Source organism: Sodalis sp. (in: enterobacteria), assembly GCF_051710625.1.
Taxonomy (GTDB): domain Bacteria; phylum Pseudomonadota; class Gammaproteobacteria; order Enterobacterales; family Enterobacteriaceae; genus JBPESN01.
Genome location: NZ_JBPESN010000053.1, coordinates 1 through 15,399, shown reverse-complemented (window position 1 = coordinate 15,399; position 15,399 = coordinate 1). Strand labels below are relative to the sequence as shown.

Sequence of the window (15,399 nt, the reverse complement as noted above, 5' to 3'; positions counted from 1 at the left end):
GTGCAGTTCATAAACCTGACTGCGCAATACTGTTCGCCTGCCGTCTGGCCTGTCAGGACGACTTTTCCAGTATTTGTAACTGCTGCGATGAACCCTGAACACGTGGCAGAGTGTGGCCACAGGATAATGCGCTCTGAGTTTCCTGATTAACGGGAACTTGTTCAGGGAGTCTGATATCAAGAGCGCTGTAGCCTTTTTTAATATTTCGTTTTCTATTTCAATGCGTTGTACCTTCTTCTTGAGCTCACGTATTTCGATTTGTTTCGGGGTTATGGGAGAGGCTTTTGGCGTTTTCCCCTGTCGCTCATCACGCAGTTGTTTTACCCATTTCGTCATCGTAGAAAAACCGACGTCCATGGCTTTTGCTGCTGGCGCGGCGGCGTAATTTTGGTCGACAACCAGTTGAGCGGATTCGCGTTTGAATTCAGGACTAAAATTTCTTCTTTTTATTGGTGCCCCTGTGTTGTTCTGAGGTGAGCATATCACCTCTGTTCAGGTGGCCAAATTCAGTGTGCCACTACAGCGCCAGGTATGCACGCAGGCCATCACCGGTTAAATCAGTTCCCGCGCCCGCAATTCGGTTTTCAGGTAAGCGTAATAAATCGGCGCCGCTACCAATCCTTCCAAACCAAACGCCGCCTCGAAGATAAGCATTGCCAGCAGTAGCTCCCAGGATTTGGCATTGATGCAGCTGCCGACGATCTCGGCATTGAGGAAATACTCCAACTTGTGAATCAAGATGAGGTACAGCACCATCACGCCCCCCACGCTCAAGGAGATGGAGAGCGCTGAAATGATAATCATGAAATTGGAAATAAGATTACCGATAATCGGCAGCAGGCCGAAGATAAAAGTGGCTACGATCAGCGTTTTACCCAGCGGCAGATGCACGCCGAACAGCGGGAACAGCACTAGAATCATCATCGACGTCAGCAAGGTATTGACCAGCGACACTTTAATTTGGGCGAAGACAATATTGCGGAACGCCTGAGAGAGATAATGCAGGCGCTCCAGCAACTGCTGCTTAAAATAGGTGTTACGACCGGACGGCTTATTCAGCGAAATTACCGCGCCGATAATAAGGCCGATAAAAATGGCAATCAGCCCGTGCAGGAAAGAGCGGCCCATGTTGCGGATAATAATTAAATTGGACTCGACCAAGGCAAAGAGCTGATCTTTCAGCTCTTCCGCGCTTTCGGGCAGGAACGAGGGGAGATAATCAGGAATGCGGTTCTTCACGTCGGAAAAGATGCGGTTGGTTTCGGCGGTAATGTCGATACCGCGCTGGATGTCCGAGGTCAGGAAGCTTACCAGGCTCACGATACCCAGCGTCATGGCAATGACCACAAATGCGGCAATCAGCGTTACCACGACCCAACGTGCGCGGCCGCTGCCCACCAGACGTTCAAACCACGGCGTCAGAGAAATGATTACCTCATACGCCAGAAAGCCGGCGATAAAGCAGGGAAACAAATGCAGCGGGATGATTAGGGTGATAAAAAGAAACATTAACAGGTAAGAGGTTGCCTTCAGCCATGTCTCACTTACGCTCATTTTTCTTTCCTTTCATTACTGGCAAATTCCTTTGTTGCGCGAATAGCAAATAGCATAGGGGGTAATCATAGCACCGACAGCCTAAACCGCAGCGTCATCGCCCCCTGTCAGGAGCAAGAAAAACGTCGCTCTCACCGCGGGCGACTGTCGGCGCCGCGGCGGTTGTCGCGCCGCCGGGCCTGGTATTGGCCGTCGCCGTAATGGCCGGGGAGAATCTCCGGATTGACGCAGTTTTTCTCCACCCGGCCGGTAAGGGCGGGGATAAGATTATTCACCGCGTCGGCGGCCATGTTGTAGTAGCGCGTCTCATGGGTGGCGGAGCCGATATGCGGCAGCGCTACGACATTGGGCAGGCGCAGCATCAGCGGCGACGTTACCGGCAGCGGCTCCTGCTCGAACATATCGAGTCCGGCGCCAAGGAGGGTGAGGTTTTCCAGCGCCGCGATCAGTGCCGCTTCATCCACCACCGGACCGCGGCCCGCATTGATGAGAATGGCGCCGGGCTTCATTTTCGCCAGCCAGGCGGCGTCGATTAAATGATGTGTCTGTTCCGTTAACAGCAGGATCAGGCAGACGAAATCCGCTTGCGGCAGCAAGGTGTCGAGATCGCAGTAGCGGGCGTCGTAACGCTTTCCCGCTTCAGGATGCTGACTGCGCGCATGATAAAGCACGTTTATATCAAAACCGGCGTGGGCGCGCTGCGCCAGCGCCATGCCGATGCGGCCCATGCCCACCACGCCCAGGGTCTTATGATGCACATTGACGCCGTACCAGTTTTCATCAATGCTGAGCTGCCATTCGCCGCCTTTGACCCGTTCCGCCGATTCGACTACCCGGCGCGCGGTGGCGAGCACCAACGCCATTAAGGTATCCGCCACGGTATCGGTTAATACGGTCGGGGTATGCATCAGAAGTACGCCCCGCGCGCTCAACGCCTGCACATCAAAATTGTCGTAATCCACGGAGATTGTCGAGGCGGCTTTTAGCGCCGGCATACGCTCAAGCAGAGTCTCATTGACCTTCCCACCGGCGCCGATAAGACCCACCGCTTTCGTCAGGGCCTGCGCGTGTTGCTGCAAATTGTCGTCGGTAAGCCCGTCGAACGCCGTTACGCTGAAATGTTTGTCCAGACGTCGGCGTAAATCTTCCAGGATGGCTTTATACAAAATCACAGCAGACTTCATCGAATTCTCCATTAATCAGTGATTACCAGATGCATTATTAATCAGCATACCACTTTTTACTGCGGGGAACAGGCGCGCCGCCGAGAGATGCGGACACGGGGAGGACCCCGGACAACGCCGCAGGAGGATAGCGGTTCCGGTCTGGCGCTCAGGATGAGGGACGGGAGACGGCGTGCATTATACCGCCGGCGTACCAGTGCAGTTGGAGGATGAGATGGCCAGTTTTACCGTTAAGCCGCTGCGCGATAGGGAAGAAGCCGCGTGATGATAAAACCGGCAGGCGTTGTGGTTCAGCCGGTAAACTTCCAGCGTGAGCGCGGGATAAGCCTGCTGCGCCATTGTCATCAGCGCCAATCCTACGCCGCGGCGCTGATAGGCTTGCGCCACAAACAGCGCTCCCACCACCTTGCCGAGTGACACGCTGATAAAACCGGCGAGGTTGGCGTCCTGTTCTGCCACCCAGGTACGGGCGGCGGGCAGATACTCATCGCGCACCGACGGCAGGCTCTTCTGCCAATAGGCAGGCGAGATAAAAGGATGCGCACGGGTGGTGCTCTCAAGCCAAAGCGTGAGCACCGCCGGCGAATCCTCCTGACGTAGCGGGCGGATCACCATGGGATCCCCGCTAGCGCACCCTGTCGTTGTTGGACGCTGACGCAGGTGATGTCTCGCTGCCAATGGCGTTGCATAGGCCTTCCTGCCGTTCGGCGATTAAGCACAGCGCTGACCGTTCTGATTAAATCTGCGGCGCGTATTCGCAGCTGTTGCCGGATCCGGGCTGTATATCTGAACGCCAGAGGGTATACTGGTGCCTTCTCATTACATTCACTTGCAATGCGTGCGAATTCAACATGCAAAAGTTTGATCCCAAGACCTTTCAGGGCCTGATCCTGACGCTCCAGGATTACTGGGCGCGCCAGGGCTGCACTATCGTCCAGCCGCTGGATATGGAAGTCGGCGCGGGGACGTCCCATCCCATGACCTGTCTGCGGGCGCTTGGCCCGGAGCCCATCGCCGCCGCCTACGTGCAGTCTTCGCGCCGTCCCACGGATGGCCGCTACGGTGAAAACCCCAACCGGCTGCAGCATTACTACCAGTTCCAGGTCATCATCAAACCCTCGCCAGAGAATATCCAGGAATTATATCTCGGTTCGCTGAGAGAAGTTGGCCTGGATCCCACTATTCACGATATTCGTTTCGTGGAGGACAACTGGGAAAACCCGACACTGGGCGCCTGGGGGCTGGGTTGGGAAGTCTGGCTGAACGGTATGGAAGTGACGCAATTCACTTATTTTCAGCAGGTGGGTGGGCTGGAATGCCGGCCAGTCACGGGGGAAATCACCTACGGGCTTGAGCGTTTGGCAATGTATCTGCAGGGCGTCGACAGCGTTTATGATTTGGTATGGAGCGATGGGCCGCTAGGTCGTACCACCTATGGCGACGTGTTCCACCAAAACGAAGTCGAGCAATCCACCTACAACTTTGAATATGCCGATGTGGATTTTCTGTTCACCTGTTTTGAACAGTATGAAAAAGAGGCGCAAAACCTGCTGGCTTTGGAAAAACCGCTGCCGCTGCCGGCCTATGAGCGCATTTTGAAGGCGGCGCACAGTTTCAATTTGCTCGACGCCCGCAAAGCCATTTCGGTGATGGAGCGCCAGCGCTATATCCTGCGGATCCGCACGTTGACCAAGGCCGTGGCAGAAGCCTACTACGCTTCACGCGAAGCGCTGGGTTTCCCAATGTGCAAGAAGAATGAGAACTAAGAGGCAGCCATGACGCAACACACTTTTCTGGTGGAAATAGGCACGGAAGAACTGCCGCCCAAGGCGCTGCGCGCGTTGGCTGAGGCCTTTGCCACCCACATTAGCGGCGAACTCGATGCGGCCAACGTTTGCCACGGCGAAGTCAGCTGGTTTGCCGCACCGCGCCGGCTGGCGGTCAAGGTCGCCGCGCTCAGCGGCGCACAGGCCGACAGTGACGTTGAGAAGCGCGGTCCCGCCATCGCACAGGCGTTTGACGCTGACGGCAATCCCACCAAAGCGGCCGAAGGCTGGGCGCGCGGCTGCGGCATTACGGTCAGCCAGGCCGAACGTCTCGCGACCGATAAAGGGGAATGGCTGGTCTATCGCGCCCGCGTGAAGGGGCAGCCGGTGCAAGAGCTGCTGTGCAGCATGGTCAGCCGTGCGCTGGGCAAGCTGCCGATCCCGAAAATGATGCGCTGGGGCGACAATGAAACCCAGTTCATCCGGCCAGTGCACACCGTGACGCTGCTGCTGGACGACGGCGTCATTGCGGGCAATGTGCTCGGCATTGATGCCGATCGTATCGTGCGCGGTCGCCGTTTTATGGGTGAACGGGAAATCAGCCTGGAGCACGCCGATCAGTATCCGCAGGTGCTGCTGGATCGCGGCCGGGTGATGGCGGACTATTTGCAGCGTAAAGAGACCATTCGCAGAGATGCGGAAGCGGCGGCCAAACGGTTAGGCGGCGTGGCCGATCTGAGCGAGAGCCTGCTGGAAGAGGTCACCTCGCTGGTGGAATGGCCGGTGGTGCTCACCGCCCGCTTTGAAGAGAAGTTTCTGGCGGTGCCGGCGGAGGCGCTGGTTTACACCATGAAAGGTGACCAGAAATATTTCCCGGTTTACGATGCAGCGGGCAACCTGCTGCCGCACTTTATTTTCGTGGCGAATATCGAGTCGAAAGATCCCCGCCAGATCATCGCCGGTAATGAAAAGGTCGTGCGTCCACGCCTGGCTGATGCGGAGTTCTTCTTTAACACCGACCGCAAACAGCGGCTGGAAGATCGTCTGCCGCGGCTGGATACGGTGCTGTTTCAAAAACAGCTCGGCACGCTGCGCGACAAAAGCGGCCGGATCGAAGCTCTGGCGGCCTGGATCGCCGGCCGGATTGGCGCGGATGTGCCCCAGGCCGCGCGCGCCGGCCGGTTGTCCAAGTGCGACCTAATGACCAATATGGTGTTTGAATTTACCGACACCCAGGGCGTGATGGGTATGCATTACGCCCGCCACGACGGCGAGCAGGAAGCGGTGGCGCTGGCGCAAAAAGAGCAGTATCAGCCGCGATTTGCCGGCGATGCGCTCCCCACGACTCTGGTGTCCTGCGCGGTCGCCATTGCCGACAAGATGGATACGCTGGCCGGCATTTTCGGCATCGGCCAGCATCCTAAAGGGGATAAAGATCCTTTCGCCCTGCGCCGTGCCGCGCTCGGCGTGCTGCGCATTATCGTGGAAAAACAGCTGCCGCTCGACCTGCAGACGCTGACGGAAGAAACGGTGCGCCTCTACGGCGAGAAGCTGACCAATGACGCTGTAGTGAATGATGTCATCGATTTTATGCTCGGCCGTTTCCGCGCCTGGTACCAGGAGCAGGGGCACAGCGTCGACACCATTCAGGCGGTGCTGGCGCGGCGTCCGACTCGCCCGGCAGATTTCGATTCCCGGGTACGCGCGGTGAGCTATTTCCGCACCCTGGAGGAAGCCGCGTCGCTGGCGGCGGCCAACAAGCGGGTATCGAACATACTGGCCAAATCTGACGATCCGGTCCACGAAGACTTGCAGGTCTCAGTGCTCAAGGACCCGGCGGAAATCACGCTGGCGACCCATTTGGTGGTGTTGCGCGAAAAACTACAGCCGCTATTCGAAACGGGTCGCTATCAGGACGCGCTGGTAGAGCTGGCGGCGCTGCGTGAGCCGGTGGACGCGTTCTTTGATGGCGTTATGGTGATGGCGGACGACCATCAGGTGCGTATTAACCGTCTAACGCTGCTCGCGCAGCTGCGCAAGCTGTTTTTGCAGGTCGCGGATATTTCGCTGCTGCAATAGGCTGCGCGTTGCCTGCCGGCACGTCGACGTCGACCCGGCGCCGCGCCAGCGGTTTTTGCCCGTCGCAAAACTGCACTATATTGTTACTGAAGCAGGGAAGGCGAAGTAAATACCTAAACCGGGAAAATAAGTCCTTCATTTACAGGAGTAAAGGTTATGACCTTAAGGGAGCGCAATGGCCTCTACCGGCCGCTGCTGGCGATGCTTGTTGTATTACTGGGCGTCTTTCAGTTGACCGGCTGCGGCGATAAAGAACCGGAACAGCGCCAGGCCTTTATACAATTTCTGCAAAATACGATTTTGCCCGGTGGTGAACGGATCCCCACCCTGAGCGCGGCGCAAAAAAAGCAGTTTGGCCCTTACGCTAATAATTACAGATTTTGCAAATCTTCAGCGACAAATTCCTCAGCTCGGTTAATGGTTCACTGGTAGCGGTGCTGGATGAGATAAGCCAAATCCGCGTGCCGCAGGATTACCTGTCCCATCGGCAGGCGCTCGCGCAGGCCTACGACAAGCTGGTGACCGGACCGGTGCAGAAAGTCATGCCGGTCATTGGCGCCGCGTCTTCACTGGCGGAACAGCTGGTTCACGTGGGTGATTTTCTCGCCATGCAGACGGGGCAGGGTCAACCCAACTTTGATGGTTGGGCGGTAAACTTCCCCACGCAACTGCAGGTGACGCAATACAATGAGCTTATGACCGGGCTGCAAAACCAGCACCAGCAGTTGCTACAGGCGCAAAACGGCGTGGACGCGCTGTTGCCCTGATGGTATCCCCGGGGGTCTCATCGCCCTCGCCTCAGGGGGCGTGATTTCTAAAGGTCGGTGTGAGGCTCGCCTGATAGCCTCCCCTGTAGCCTGAGGATGCTACCCTGGCGGTGGCGGTCTGTCTTTTTTTAGGCCGCTGCGCGGTTAACCCTAGGCTACATCTGAGCAATATTCTCTGCCGGCCTTCATGGCGGGCCTGGCGCCGGTGTGTCTAACCCGGTCCTGTCTAGCGGCGCAGACTCCCCCTTTGGGGGACTGCTTTTGGCGGTAACTTTGTTACACCTTTTCCATTGATCTTTAAGCCCTATCCTCGTTACAGGCGTGCTTTCAATAAGACAGTGCCCGCAGTCGCGGTCGGGCAATAAGCTTTTTGTGATTTATGTCACGTTTTCATTACAAATTGGCCATCCAATGATGTGATATATATCACAATATTGCGCATAATCTGATTGATAATGCATAAATGTACTTTTATTTCAGGGTAAATTTGTGATGGATATCGCCTAGATATCCCTAAACGGGGGGTGCCCCGTGATTAGCATCGCAATAATTAACCTCGCCAGGCTATAACAAAAGAGCGTGGTAGAGTGGCGCTGCCAATAGTAATACCGGTTGATGATGCAACACTGCCGCAACAAATTTCACGCGCTCTTATTGTATAGCGCGTTTCAATAGGGGTGAGTTTTATGTCTTCATCGGATATCAAGGTCAAAGTGCAGAACTTTGGCCGCTTCCTCAGCAATATGGTGATGCCCAATATTGGCGCCTTCATCGCCTGGGGTATTATCACCGCGCTGTTTATTCCTACCGGCTGGACACCCAACGCGACGCTGGCCAAATTGGTCGGCCCGATGATCACTTACCTGCTACCGCTGCTGATTAGCTATACCTGCGGCCGGATGGTGGGTGGCGAACGCGGTGGCGTCGTCGGCGCGATTACCACCATGGGGGTTATCGCCGGTGCCGATATGCCGATGTTCCTCGGCTCAATGATTGCCGGTCCTCTCGGCGGCTGGGCTATCAAACGCTTCGACCGCGCCGTGGACGGTAAAATCAAAAGCGGTTTCGAGATGCTGGTCAATAACTTCTCGACCGGTATTATCGGGTATGCTGCTGGCGTTCACCTGATGGTGACCTATAACATGCTGCCGCTGACGTCCATTTTCGTCGAGCCGGCCAAAATTCTGTTCCTGAATAATGCCATCAACCACGGCATCTTCTCGCTGCTGGGCATTCAGCAGGCAACCGAAACCGGTAAATTGATATTCATCCTGATGAAACCAACCCCGGTCCGGGTATGGGTGTTCTGATGGCGTATATGATATTTGGCCGCGGTAACGCCAAGCAATCCGCCGGCGGTGCAGCCATCATTCATTTCCTGGGCGGTATCCACGAAATTTATTTCCCCTATGTGCTGATGAATCCGCGTTTGTTGATCACGGTTATCCTCGGCGGTATGACTGGCGTATTCACGCTGAATCTGCTGGGCGGCGGTCTGGTTTCGCCGGCTTCCCCGGGCTCTATTCTGGCCGTATTAGCCATGACGCCCAAAGGCACCTATTTCGCCAACCTGGCCGCTATTGTTGCCGTTTTCGCCGTTTCGTTTATCATCTCGTCCATTTTGCTCAAGAGCTCACGCGCTACCGGCAATGAAGATAATTTAGCCGAGGCGTCACACCGTGTGCAGGATATGAAAGCCCAGTCCAAAGGCGTCGCCGCCCCCGTCAATGCAGGTGCTTCGGGTGATTTAAGTTCGGTGCGGAAAATTATTATGGCCTGCGACGCCGGCATGGATTCGAGCGCCGTGGGCGCCCCGGCGTCTTGCGTAGAAAGGTGAACGAGGCCGGGATGAAGAACATCAGCGTGACCAATAGCGCCATCAATAATTTACCCGACGATGTCGATCTGGTGATAAGCCATCGCGATCTGACCGCGCGTCTGGTAGCGGTACAAAAAAGCGAGGATAATCAGCACAGAGTAATGACAACGTCGGACGACAGCTTTGAAGACGGCGAACAAAACCTGTTCCGCCTCAGTGCAGACAACGTTTTTCTCGGTCAACATGCAGACCACAAAGAGCAGGCTATCCGCTTCGCCGGTGAACAACTAATGAAAGAGGGCTATGTCCAGCCCGAATACGTTCAGACGATGCTGGATCGTGAAAAACTGACCTCGACTTACCTGGGTGAGTCCATCGCTGTGCCCCATAGCACTATCGAGGCGAAGGACCGCGTCCTGCGTACCGGCGTCGTATTCTGCCAGTACCCTGACGGCGTCTGCTTTGGCGATGAGGAAGAGGATATTGCCCGACTGGTGATCGGGATCGCTGCCCGTAATAATGAGCACATTCAGGTCATCACCAGTTTGACCAACGCGTTGGACGATGAGTCGGTGATCGCGCGCTTTTGCCACACCACCGACGTGCAGGAAGTCCTGGAACTGCTGGCGAGCGGCAAAGCGTCCTGACCAGGCATGCGGGCGGGTCACTGACGTAAGAAACAAAGAGGCCTGCCATGGCCCCTTTTTTTCTTAGATTTTTGCTGAGATAATTTAAGGCTAACGTTATGAAAGCATTACATTTCAGAGCAGGGAATATCGGCCGCGGGGTTATCGGTAAATTGTTGGCCGATGCCGGTGTTGAGGTGGTTTTCGCTGATGTGAACCAGCAGGTTTTCGACGCGCTGAACCAGCGCCACCAATACCAGGTGCGGGTAGTGGATGAACAGGCGCAGGTAGAGACCGTGCGCGGGGTCAGCGCGGTGCACAGCGGCAGCGACGACGTCGTTGCGGCTATCGCCAGCGTGGATTTGGTGACGCCGGCGGTCGGTCCGCAGATCCTTAAACGCATTGCGCCCGCCATTGCCCGCGGTCTGGTTAAGCGACATGACGGCGGCAGCACACAGCCGCTGAACATTATCGCCTGTGAGAACATGGTGCGCTGGCGCCGCGCTATCATGCCTGGGTTGACCAGCATGTCGGCTTTGTCGATTCCGCCGTGGACCGCATCGTGCCGCTGGTTGAAGCGGCCAGCGACGACCCGCTGGCGGTGACGGTCGAGAGTTTTAGCGAGTGAATTGTGGATAAAACCCCATTCAAAGGCGTTCCGCCCGCTCTCGCCGGCATGGAACTGACCGACAATCTGATGGTTTTTGTGGAGCGTAAGCTGTTTACTCTAAATACGGGCCACGCCATTACCGCTTATCTGGGCCAGCTCGCCGGCCATCAGACCGTCCGCGATGCCATTCTGGATCTGGCTGTCCGCCAGACGGTGAAGGGCGCGATTGAGGAGAGCGGAGCGGTGCTTATCAATCGTTATGGTTTTGATGCGCAAAAGCATGCCGCCTATATCAACAAAATTCTTCAGCGCTTTGAGAATCCCTGTTTGCATGATGACGTGGAACGCGGTGGCCGGCAGCCGTTGCGCAAACTGGGCGCTGGCGATCAATTAATCAAGCCCTTGCGCGGTACGTTGGAATACGGTCTTGGCCATGCCAATCTGGTGACCGGCATAGCCGCAGCGATGCACTATCCACAGCGACCAGGACCCGCAGGCGGAAGTGGGCGGCATTGCTGGCCGAGGTCGGTCCGCAGGCGTCGCTGGCCAACGTCTCCGGACTGGAAGAAGACAGTAAAGTTGTCGCGCAAGTGGTGAATGCCTATAACGCCATGCAGTAACCGACAGAACCGAAGGCGAACACGATCCTGCCCCCTGGCCCGCTACATGGTGTGCAACATGACGGAAAAACTCAGCTGCTGGAAAACTGCGTGCTCGAACGCCTGAATGCCGGAACCACGGTGCGGGAGTTTTTGCGGGCGGCGATTACGCTGCTGGCGGAAGCCGTAGCCATTTTGGTGACGCAGGTGTTCCGCAAGGATGACTATGCGGTCAAATACGCCGTGGAGCCGCTGCGGGCGGGCGCCGGGCCCCGCTGGCGGAACTGTGTCGTCGCGCCTGAAATTGGTTTATGCGCTCGGGGTGATAAGCCGCCAGGAGTACGAAGACGCCGGACTGCTGATGGCGCTGCATGAAGAATTGCAGCAGGATCCAAGCGATTATCGCTTTACCGACGATAAAATTTTGAGGCCGTTTGGCGAGTTGCATTGTGTCGCCGCGTTTCCGCCATCGCCGCAAATCTCGCGTGCGCCGGAGGATGAAGCGCTGGCGAAGATGCAACGGCAGTGCTAGCAGCAAATGGTGCGCTCGACCATGGTCCTCTCCGCCACCGAATATCTGGTGCGAAGTTAGTGCCAAAAAAGCGTTCTCCGATCAGTTATTGCTGAAATAACCGCCGCGCCGGTTTCACGTCGGCGCCTTCGCCCTGCGGTCGCGGCGCTTGCGGATCGGCGGTTGCCTTCACCTAAGGCCTGCTTCCTCCGCAAATGCATGGCTGCACATGTGTCACTGCTGACGTCACGGCCTAGACTCAGGCCTGGCCGCGCATTAATTCGCCGGTGCACGGGCAAAAAAATCCCCGCCGGGGCGGGGACGGGCGGGCGCTACCCGGTGTCGGTGTGCGCCGCAACGCGAATCAGGCGTGGCTGAAACGTGCGGCCGCTTCATCCCAGTTCACCACGTTCCAAAATGACTTGATGTAGTCCGGGCGGCGGTTCTGGTATTTCAGGTAGTAAGCGTGCTCCCAAACGTCCAGGCTCAGAATCGGGTAGCCAGAGGTCCCGGAAATCGCTTCGCCCATCAGCGGGTTGTCCTGGTTAACGGTGGACACGACGGCCAGTTTGCCGTCTTTTTTCACAAGCCAGGCCCAGCCGGAACCGAAGCGGGTGGTGGCGGTCTTCTCAAACGCTTCTTTAAACGCGTCAACGCTGCCGAAATCACGTTCGATAGCGCTTTTCAGTTCGCCCTGCAGGGTCGTACCTTGTTTCAAACCCTTCCAGAACAGGCTGTGATTGGCATGGCCGCCGGCGTTGTTGCGCAGCACGGTCTTTTTGTTCACCGGAAGCTGGTCCAGTTTTTGGATCAGGTCGTCGACGAGCAGATTGGCGAATTCCGGCAGGCTTTCCAGGGCGCCATTGGCGTTATTAACATAGATCTGATGGTGTTTAGTGTGATGGATTTCCATCGTTTCTTTGTCGAAATGCGGTTCCAGGGCGTCATAGCAATAAGGCAGGGAAGGTAGCGTAAAGCTCATATCAATCTCTCCATTTTAGTTGAACCGGCCCCTTTTAAATGCATGTTAGGGTCGCGTAAGCAATCCGATCATTATAGTTAATTAAACGTTGAATAAAACGTTTGTCGGTGACTTTAAAAAGAACAAGGTTAACTTAGGTTTTCAACGATCCGCGTCGGATGGGTAAAGACCATGGCGCGTCCCGGGTTACTAAACCCCACCAACGTCATGCCGCAGCGTCCGACAACCTCCACCGCCAGCGACGTGGCGGCGGAAACGGCGAACAGAATTTCCATGCTGCACATGGCGGCCTTTTGCAGCATTTTATAACGGGCACTGCTGGGCCTGCGCCACGTGGCGGCCGACGTCCTCGGCGCCATAGCACAGTTCCCCTTCCGGCGAGATCCAGGCTGCGGCGTGGGTGCAGCCCGTAAGCCGGCCGATGAGCTGCACCTCTTGCGATCAATCCAGCGCCCGATCAAGCCGCGCCAGCGCCCCCGGCGCCCGGCGCTGCGCTTTCAGCGCCATGAAGCGACGGCTGGAAAGCTCGACCTGAACCTGTAGACCCTGTCGGGCCGGCCCGATGTCGATTCCGTAGATATCCGCCGGCGAAGCGATAATGCCTTCGGATAGTGAGAAGCCGAGGGCGAAGGCGTCCAGTTCTTTTGGCGACGCCATCACCACCACGTGGGAGATACTGTTGTACAAGCAGCGCGACCGGCACTTCTTCGGTCAGCGAGTCCGGCTCCGTTCAATCGAGCTGCCCGCGCCGGCGGCCGCTGGATTGACTCATGCCGGGCCGGGTGTCCTCAGCGTGGAAAGCGGTGTGTTTCACGATGGTTTTCTCCCTCAATGCTAGTAGGGCGTTATTATTCGCTGCTCTGGCGGGCGCTGCAAGCCCTCAAGGCGGGCAAACGGTTGACTTTACCTAAACAGTTTTCTTTTTCAGTAAGTTGCGTAATTCAGAGCCCCTTGCTACGTTTAATGGAACACCATTGCGGAGAAGGGTTGAGGGCTATGACCAGGCATAATATTAAAATCTCACTATTCCTTATGATGACGGCCGCCGGGCTGGCAGGCACGTCCGGCGTGGCGTCGGCGGCAGATAGCGGGACGGGCAACGCGTCTGCATCGTCGGCGAAGGGCATTGACGTCGCCGCGCTGGGCGGCAAAGTGACGCTGCAGGTACCTGGCGCTTTCGTTAATCAAACCCGCGAGGATTCTGCTGCGCAGAATCCCGGCGTGAAAATTCAGGTGTTTACCGACCGGCAGCGCCAGCAGGTGATTGGAGTGAGCGAAGTGCCGACCGCGGGCGGCGATGCCAACGATACCAGCACGGATGCTTTCAACAAAATGGCTTAGGGCAGCTTGTCCGGTCTGAAAACCCAGTATAAAGACATGCAGAAAACTGGCCAAAGCGTCGAGACCGTCGATGGTCATAAATTCCTGCGCCTGGATACCCGCCAGACGGTAGAGGACAATGCCATGCTTGGCTCCACCATTACGACGCCTTACGCCGGTAATGTGTTGACCTTGCAGGTACTCACGCCGGCCAAAAATCTGACGCAGCACAATCTGCTGGTGAAACAGGTGCTGGGGACGGTCGCGTTTCATTAACATCTGACCGCGGGCGGCCTGTGCTGATGGTTAGTGTCGGCACCCGGCCGAGGAATTTGCTGGACGCGCCGCAAGGGCCGCCAGTATGCTGTTCAGGAGCAGGCGGTGAAAGCGGCTCTTTCACCGACTATGTCCCTTTGCGCCATACTGTCTATCTCAAAACCGGCAAACGGAGGCGTATCATGAAGCTCATCGGCAGTTATTCCTGTCCCTTTGTGCGCAAAATTTTGATGATATTGCTTGAGAAAAATCTGCCGTTTACCCTGGTCCACGCGGTAGATAGCACGCTATCGACAGCCATCAGTCCTTTGGGTTGCGCGCCGGTATTGATTGACGCGCAGGGGGAAACCCATTGCCACCCCTCTTTAGATCGCGGACTATCTGGAATGGTTACAGCCCGAACCGGCATTACTGCCGGCCGACTCCCGTGACGCGCTGCGGGTGAAAGAATGGGCGGCGCTGGTGGCAATGGCCGAGCGGCTATTCAGTCGTGAAAGTTTTGCCCGGACTTTGCCGCCAGCCACAGCCGGCTTGTATAGCAATGAAACCCTCGCCGCTAAAGTGTGAAGCCGCTCTGATAACTGCGATTTTCCTTCCCGCCGGTCCTGTTCATCGCCGTGGCGCGGCGTTAACGTTATGGATAGAGCGTTCAGACCGCTTATCGCCGCGTGTCGATGTTGTACGCTGACATCGGTCAACCGACCGGTAAGGCAACCAGCGTGAAGGAGAGAGCCATGGCGCACAATCCCCCTATCACAAGCCTGATTCCCGGCGAAGCGATATCGATCTGGCGCTTGACGCCGCCCATGCGGCGTGCGCCGCATGGGCGGCAACCTCGGTGCAGGAACGGGCCGCGATACTGCATCGCATCGCCGAGCGTATGGAGCAAAATCTGGAGCTTTTGGCATCGGTGGAAACCTGGGATAACGGCAAGCCCATCCGCGAAACCCTGGCTGGCGATGTGCCGCTGACGATTGAGCATTTCCGCTATTTCGCTTCCTGTATCCGCGCGCCGGAAGGGGGAATTGTGGGACGGCAATCATTTCTGGACTCTTAAGTTAAACGATGGGTTAGCCGGAAGCCCTTTAATGGCGAGGCTTACAGAGATTTTATAGATTCTGGACTCGTCGCAAAAAAATAGGCAAAAAATGATTTTTTTGCACTAAATTCTAGACTCGGATGACTGTGGTTTGAGCAGATTTAAAGGTAGTTTAAACGCCTTTTGGGCATCCATTAGATATATGTGAATTAGGTTAAAAAATATTAGTAAATCATAAAAATAATGAAATGAGATAGATAATGGCCT

At 56.4% G+C, this 15,399-nt stretch carries 8 protein-coding genes and 8 pseudogenes; 10 read left to right on the top strand and 6 right to left on the bottom strand.

The annotated features are described in order from the left end of the window. The 4 genes and pseudogenes from ACTBDU_RS12090 to ACTBDU_RS12075 all read right to left on the bottom strand — a co-directional run. A pseudogene (locus ACTBDU_RS12090) lies at window positions 1-450 on the bottom strand (transposase); the annotation flags it as partial. A gap of 102 nt (window positions 451-552) precedes the next feature. Further along, window positions 553-1,554, bottom strand: a complete 1,002-nt coding sequence (locus ACTBDU_RS12085; protein WP_438806610.1) for an AI-2E family transporter — start codon at window positions 1,552-1,554, stop codon at window positions 553-555. A 212-nt stretch (window positions 1,555-1,766) separates the two neighbouring features. Beyond that, window positions 1,767-2,738: pseudogene (ghrB, locus tag ACTBDU_RS12080) on the bottom strand (glyoxylate/hydroxypyruvate reductase GhrB); the annotation flags it as partial. A 177-nt stretch (window positions 2,739-2,915) separates the two neighbouring features. Further along, window positions 2,916-3,353: an N-acetyltransferase gene (locus ACTBDU_RS12075; protein ID WP_438806609.1), complete on the bottom strand. Its 438-nt coding sequence runs from the start codon at window positions 3,351-3,353 to the stop codon at window positions 2,916-2,918. A 236-nt stretch (window positions 3,354-3,589) separates the two neighbouring features. On the opposite strand from ACTBDU_RS12075, the gene glyQ reads away from it, so the two are divergent. The 6 genes and pseudogenes from glyQ to ACTBDU_RS12045 all read left to right on the top strand — a co-directional run bounded on the left by glyQ (window position 3,590) and on the right by ACTBDU_RS12045 (window position 11,636). After that, on the top strand, window positions 3,590-4,504 hold the full coding sequence (gene glyQ / locus ACTBDU_RS12070) for a glycine--tRNA ligase subunit alpha (RefSeq protein WP_438806608.1): 915 nt from the start codon (window positions 3,590-3,592) through the stop codon (window positions 4,502-4,504). Window positions 4,505-4,513: 9 nt separating this feature from the next. Then, window positions 4,514-6,583 (top strand): glycine--tRNA ligase subunit beta, encoded by a 2,070-nt coding sequence (gene glyS, locus ACTBDU_RS12065; protein ID WP_438806607.1) that lies wholly within the window; start codon window positions 4,514-4,516, stop codon window positions 6,581-6,583. 156 nt (window positions 6,584-6,739) lie between these two features. Beyond that, a pseudogene (locus tag ACTBDU_RS12060) lies at window positions 6,740-7,350 on the top strand (DUF3053 family protein). Window positions 7,351-8,036: 686 nt separating this feature from the next. Next, window positions 8,037-9,816: pseudogene (locus ACTBDU_RS12055) on the top strand (PTS sugar transporter subunit IIA). A 98-nt stretch (window positions 9,817-9,914) separates the two neighbouring features. Continuing rightward, window positions 9,915-11,025, top strand: a pseudogene (locus tag ACTBDU_RS12050) (mannitol-1-phosphate 5-dehydrogenase). Window positions 11,026-11,049: 24 nt separating this feature from the next. Next, window positions 11,050-11,636: pseudogene (locus tag ACTBDU_RS12045) on the top strand (MltR family transcriptional regulator). A gap of 243 nt (window positions 11,637-11,879) precedes the next feature. Here ACTBDU_RS12045 and sodA read toward each other — a convergent pair. Further along, complete coding sequence (gene sodA, locus ACTBDU_RS12040; protein ID WP_438806606.1) at window positions 11,880-12,497, bottom strand: superoxide dismutase [Mn]; 618 nt, start codon at window positions 12,495-12,497, stop codon at window positions 11,880-11,882. A gap of 128 nt (window positions 12,498-12,625) precedes the next feature. Further along, window positions 12,626-13,224 (bottom strand): annotated as a pseudogene (locus ACTBDU_RS12035) (formate dehydrogenase accessory sulfurtransferase FdhD); the annotation flags it as partial. Window positions 13,225-13,493: 269 nt separating this feature from the next. Between ACTBDU_RS12035 and ACTBDU_RS12030 the strand changes: the two are divergent. From ACTBDU_RS12030 to ACTBDU_RS12015, 4 genes and pseudogenes are all read left to right on the top strand, one after another. Continuing rightward, on the top strand, window positions 13,494-13,838 hold the full coding sequence (locus tag ACTBDU_RS12030) for a hypothetical protein (RefSeq protein ID WP_438806605.1): 345 nt from the start codon (window positions 13,494-13,496) through the stop codon (window positions 13,836-13,838). Window positions 13,839-13,874: 36 nt separating this feature from the next. Continuing rightward, window positions 13,875-14,093, top strand: coding sequence for a hypothetical protein (locus tag ACTBDU_RS12025; protein WP_438806604.1), 219 nt, complete (start codon window positions 13,875-13,877; stop codon window positions 14,091-14,093). A gap of 26 nt (window positions 14,094-14,119) precedes the next feature. Next, entirely contained in the window at window positions 14,120-14,524 is a 405-nt protein-coding gene (locus ACTBDU_RS12020) for a glutathione S-transferase N-terminal domain-containing protein (protein ID WP_438806611.1), read from the top strand. A 335-nt stretch (window positions 14,525-14,859) separates the two neighbouring features. Further along, a pseudogene (locus ACTBDU_RS12015) lies at window positions 14,860-15,120 on the top strand (aldehyde dehydrogenase family protein); the annotation flags it as partial. Window positions 15,121-15,399 lie beyond the last annotated feature (279 nt).

What these genes read in the sequence shown, in the direction of transcription:
- ACTBDU_RS12085 (WP_438806610.1), bottom strand. Translation starts at nt 1,554, where the DNA reads ATGAGCGTAAGTGAGACATGGCTGAAGGCAACCTCTTACCTGTTAATG.
- ACTBDU_RS12075 (WP_438806609.1), bottom strand. Translation starts at nt 3,353, where the DNA reads ATGGTGATCCGCCCGCTACGTCAGGAGGATTCGCCGGCGGTGCTCACG.
- glyQ (WP_438806608.1), top strand. Translation starts at nt 3,590, where the DNA reads ATGCAAAAGTTTGATCCCAAGACCTTTCAGGGCCTGATCCTGACGCTC.
- glyS (WP_438806607.1), top strand. Translation starts at nt 4,514, where the DNA reads ATGACGCAACACACTTTTCTGGTGGAAATAGGCACGGAAGAACTGCCG.
- sodA (WP_438806606.1), bottom strand. Translation starts at nt 12,497, where the DNA reads ATGAGCTTTACGCTACCTTCCCTGCCTTATTGCTATGACGCCCTGGAA.
- ACTBDU_RS12030 (WP_438806605.1), top strand. Translation starts at nt 13,494, where the DNA reads ATGACCAGGCATAATATTAAAATCTCACTATTCCTTATGATGACGGCC.
- ACTBDU_RS12025 (WP_438806604.1), top strand. Translation starts at nt 13,875, where the DNA reads ATGCAGAAAACTGGCCAAAGCGTCGAGACCGTCGATGGTCATAAATTC.
- ACTBDU_RS12020 (WP_438806611.1), top strand. Translation starts at nt 14,120, where the DNA reads ATGGTTAGTGTCGGCACCCGGCCGAGGAATTTGCTGGACGCGCCGCAA.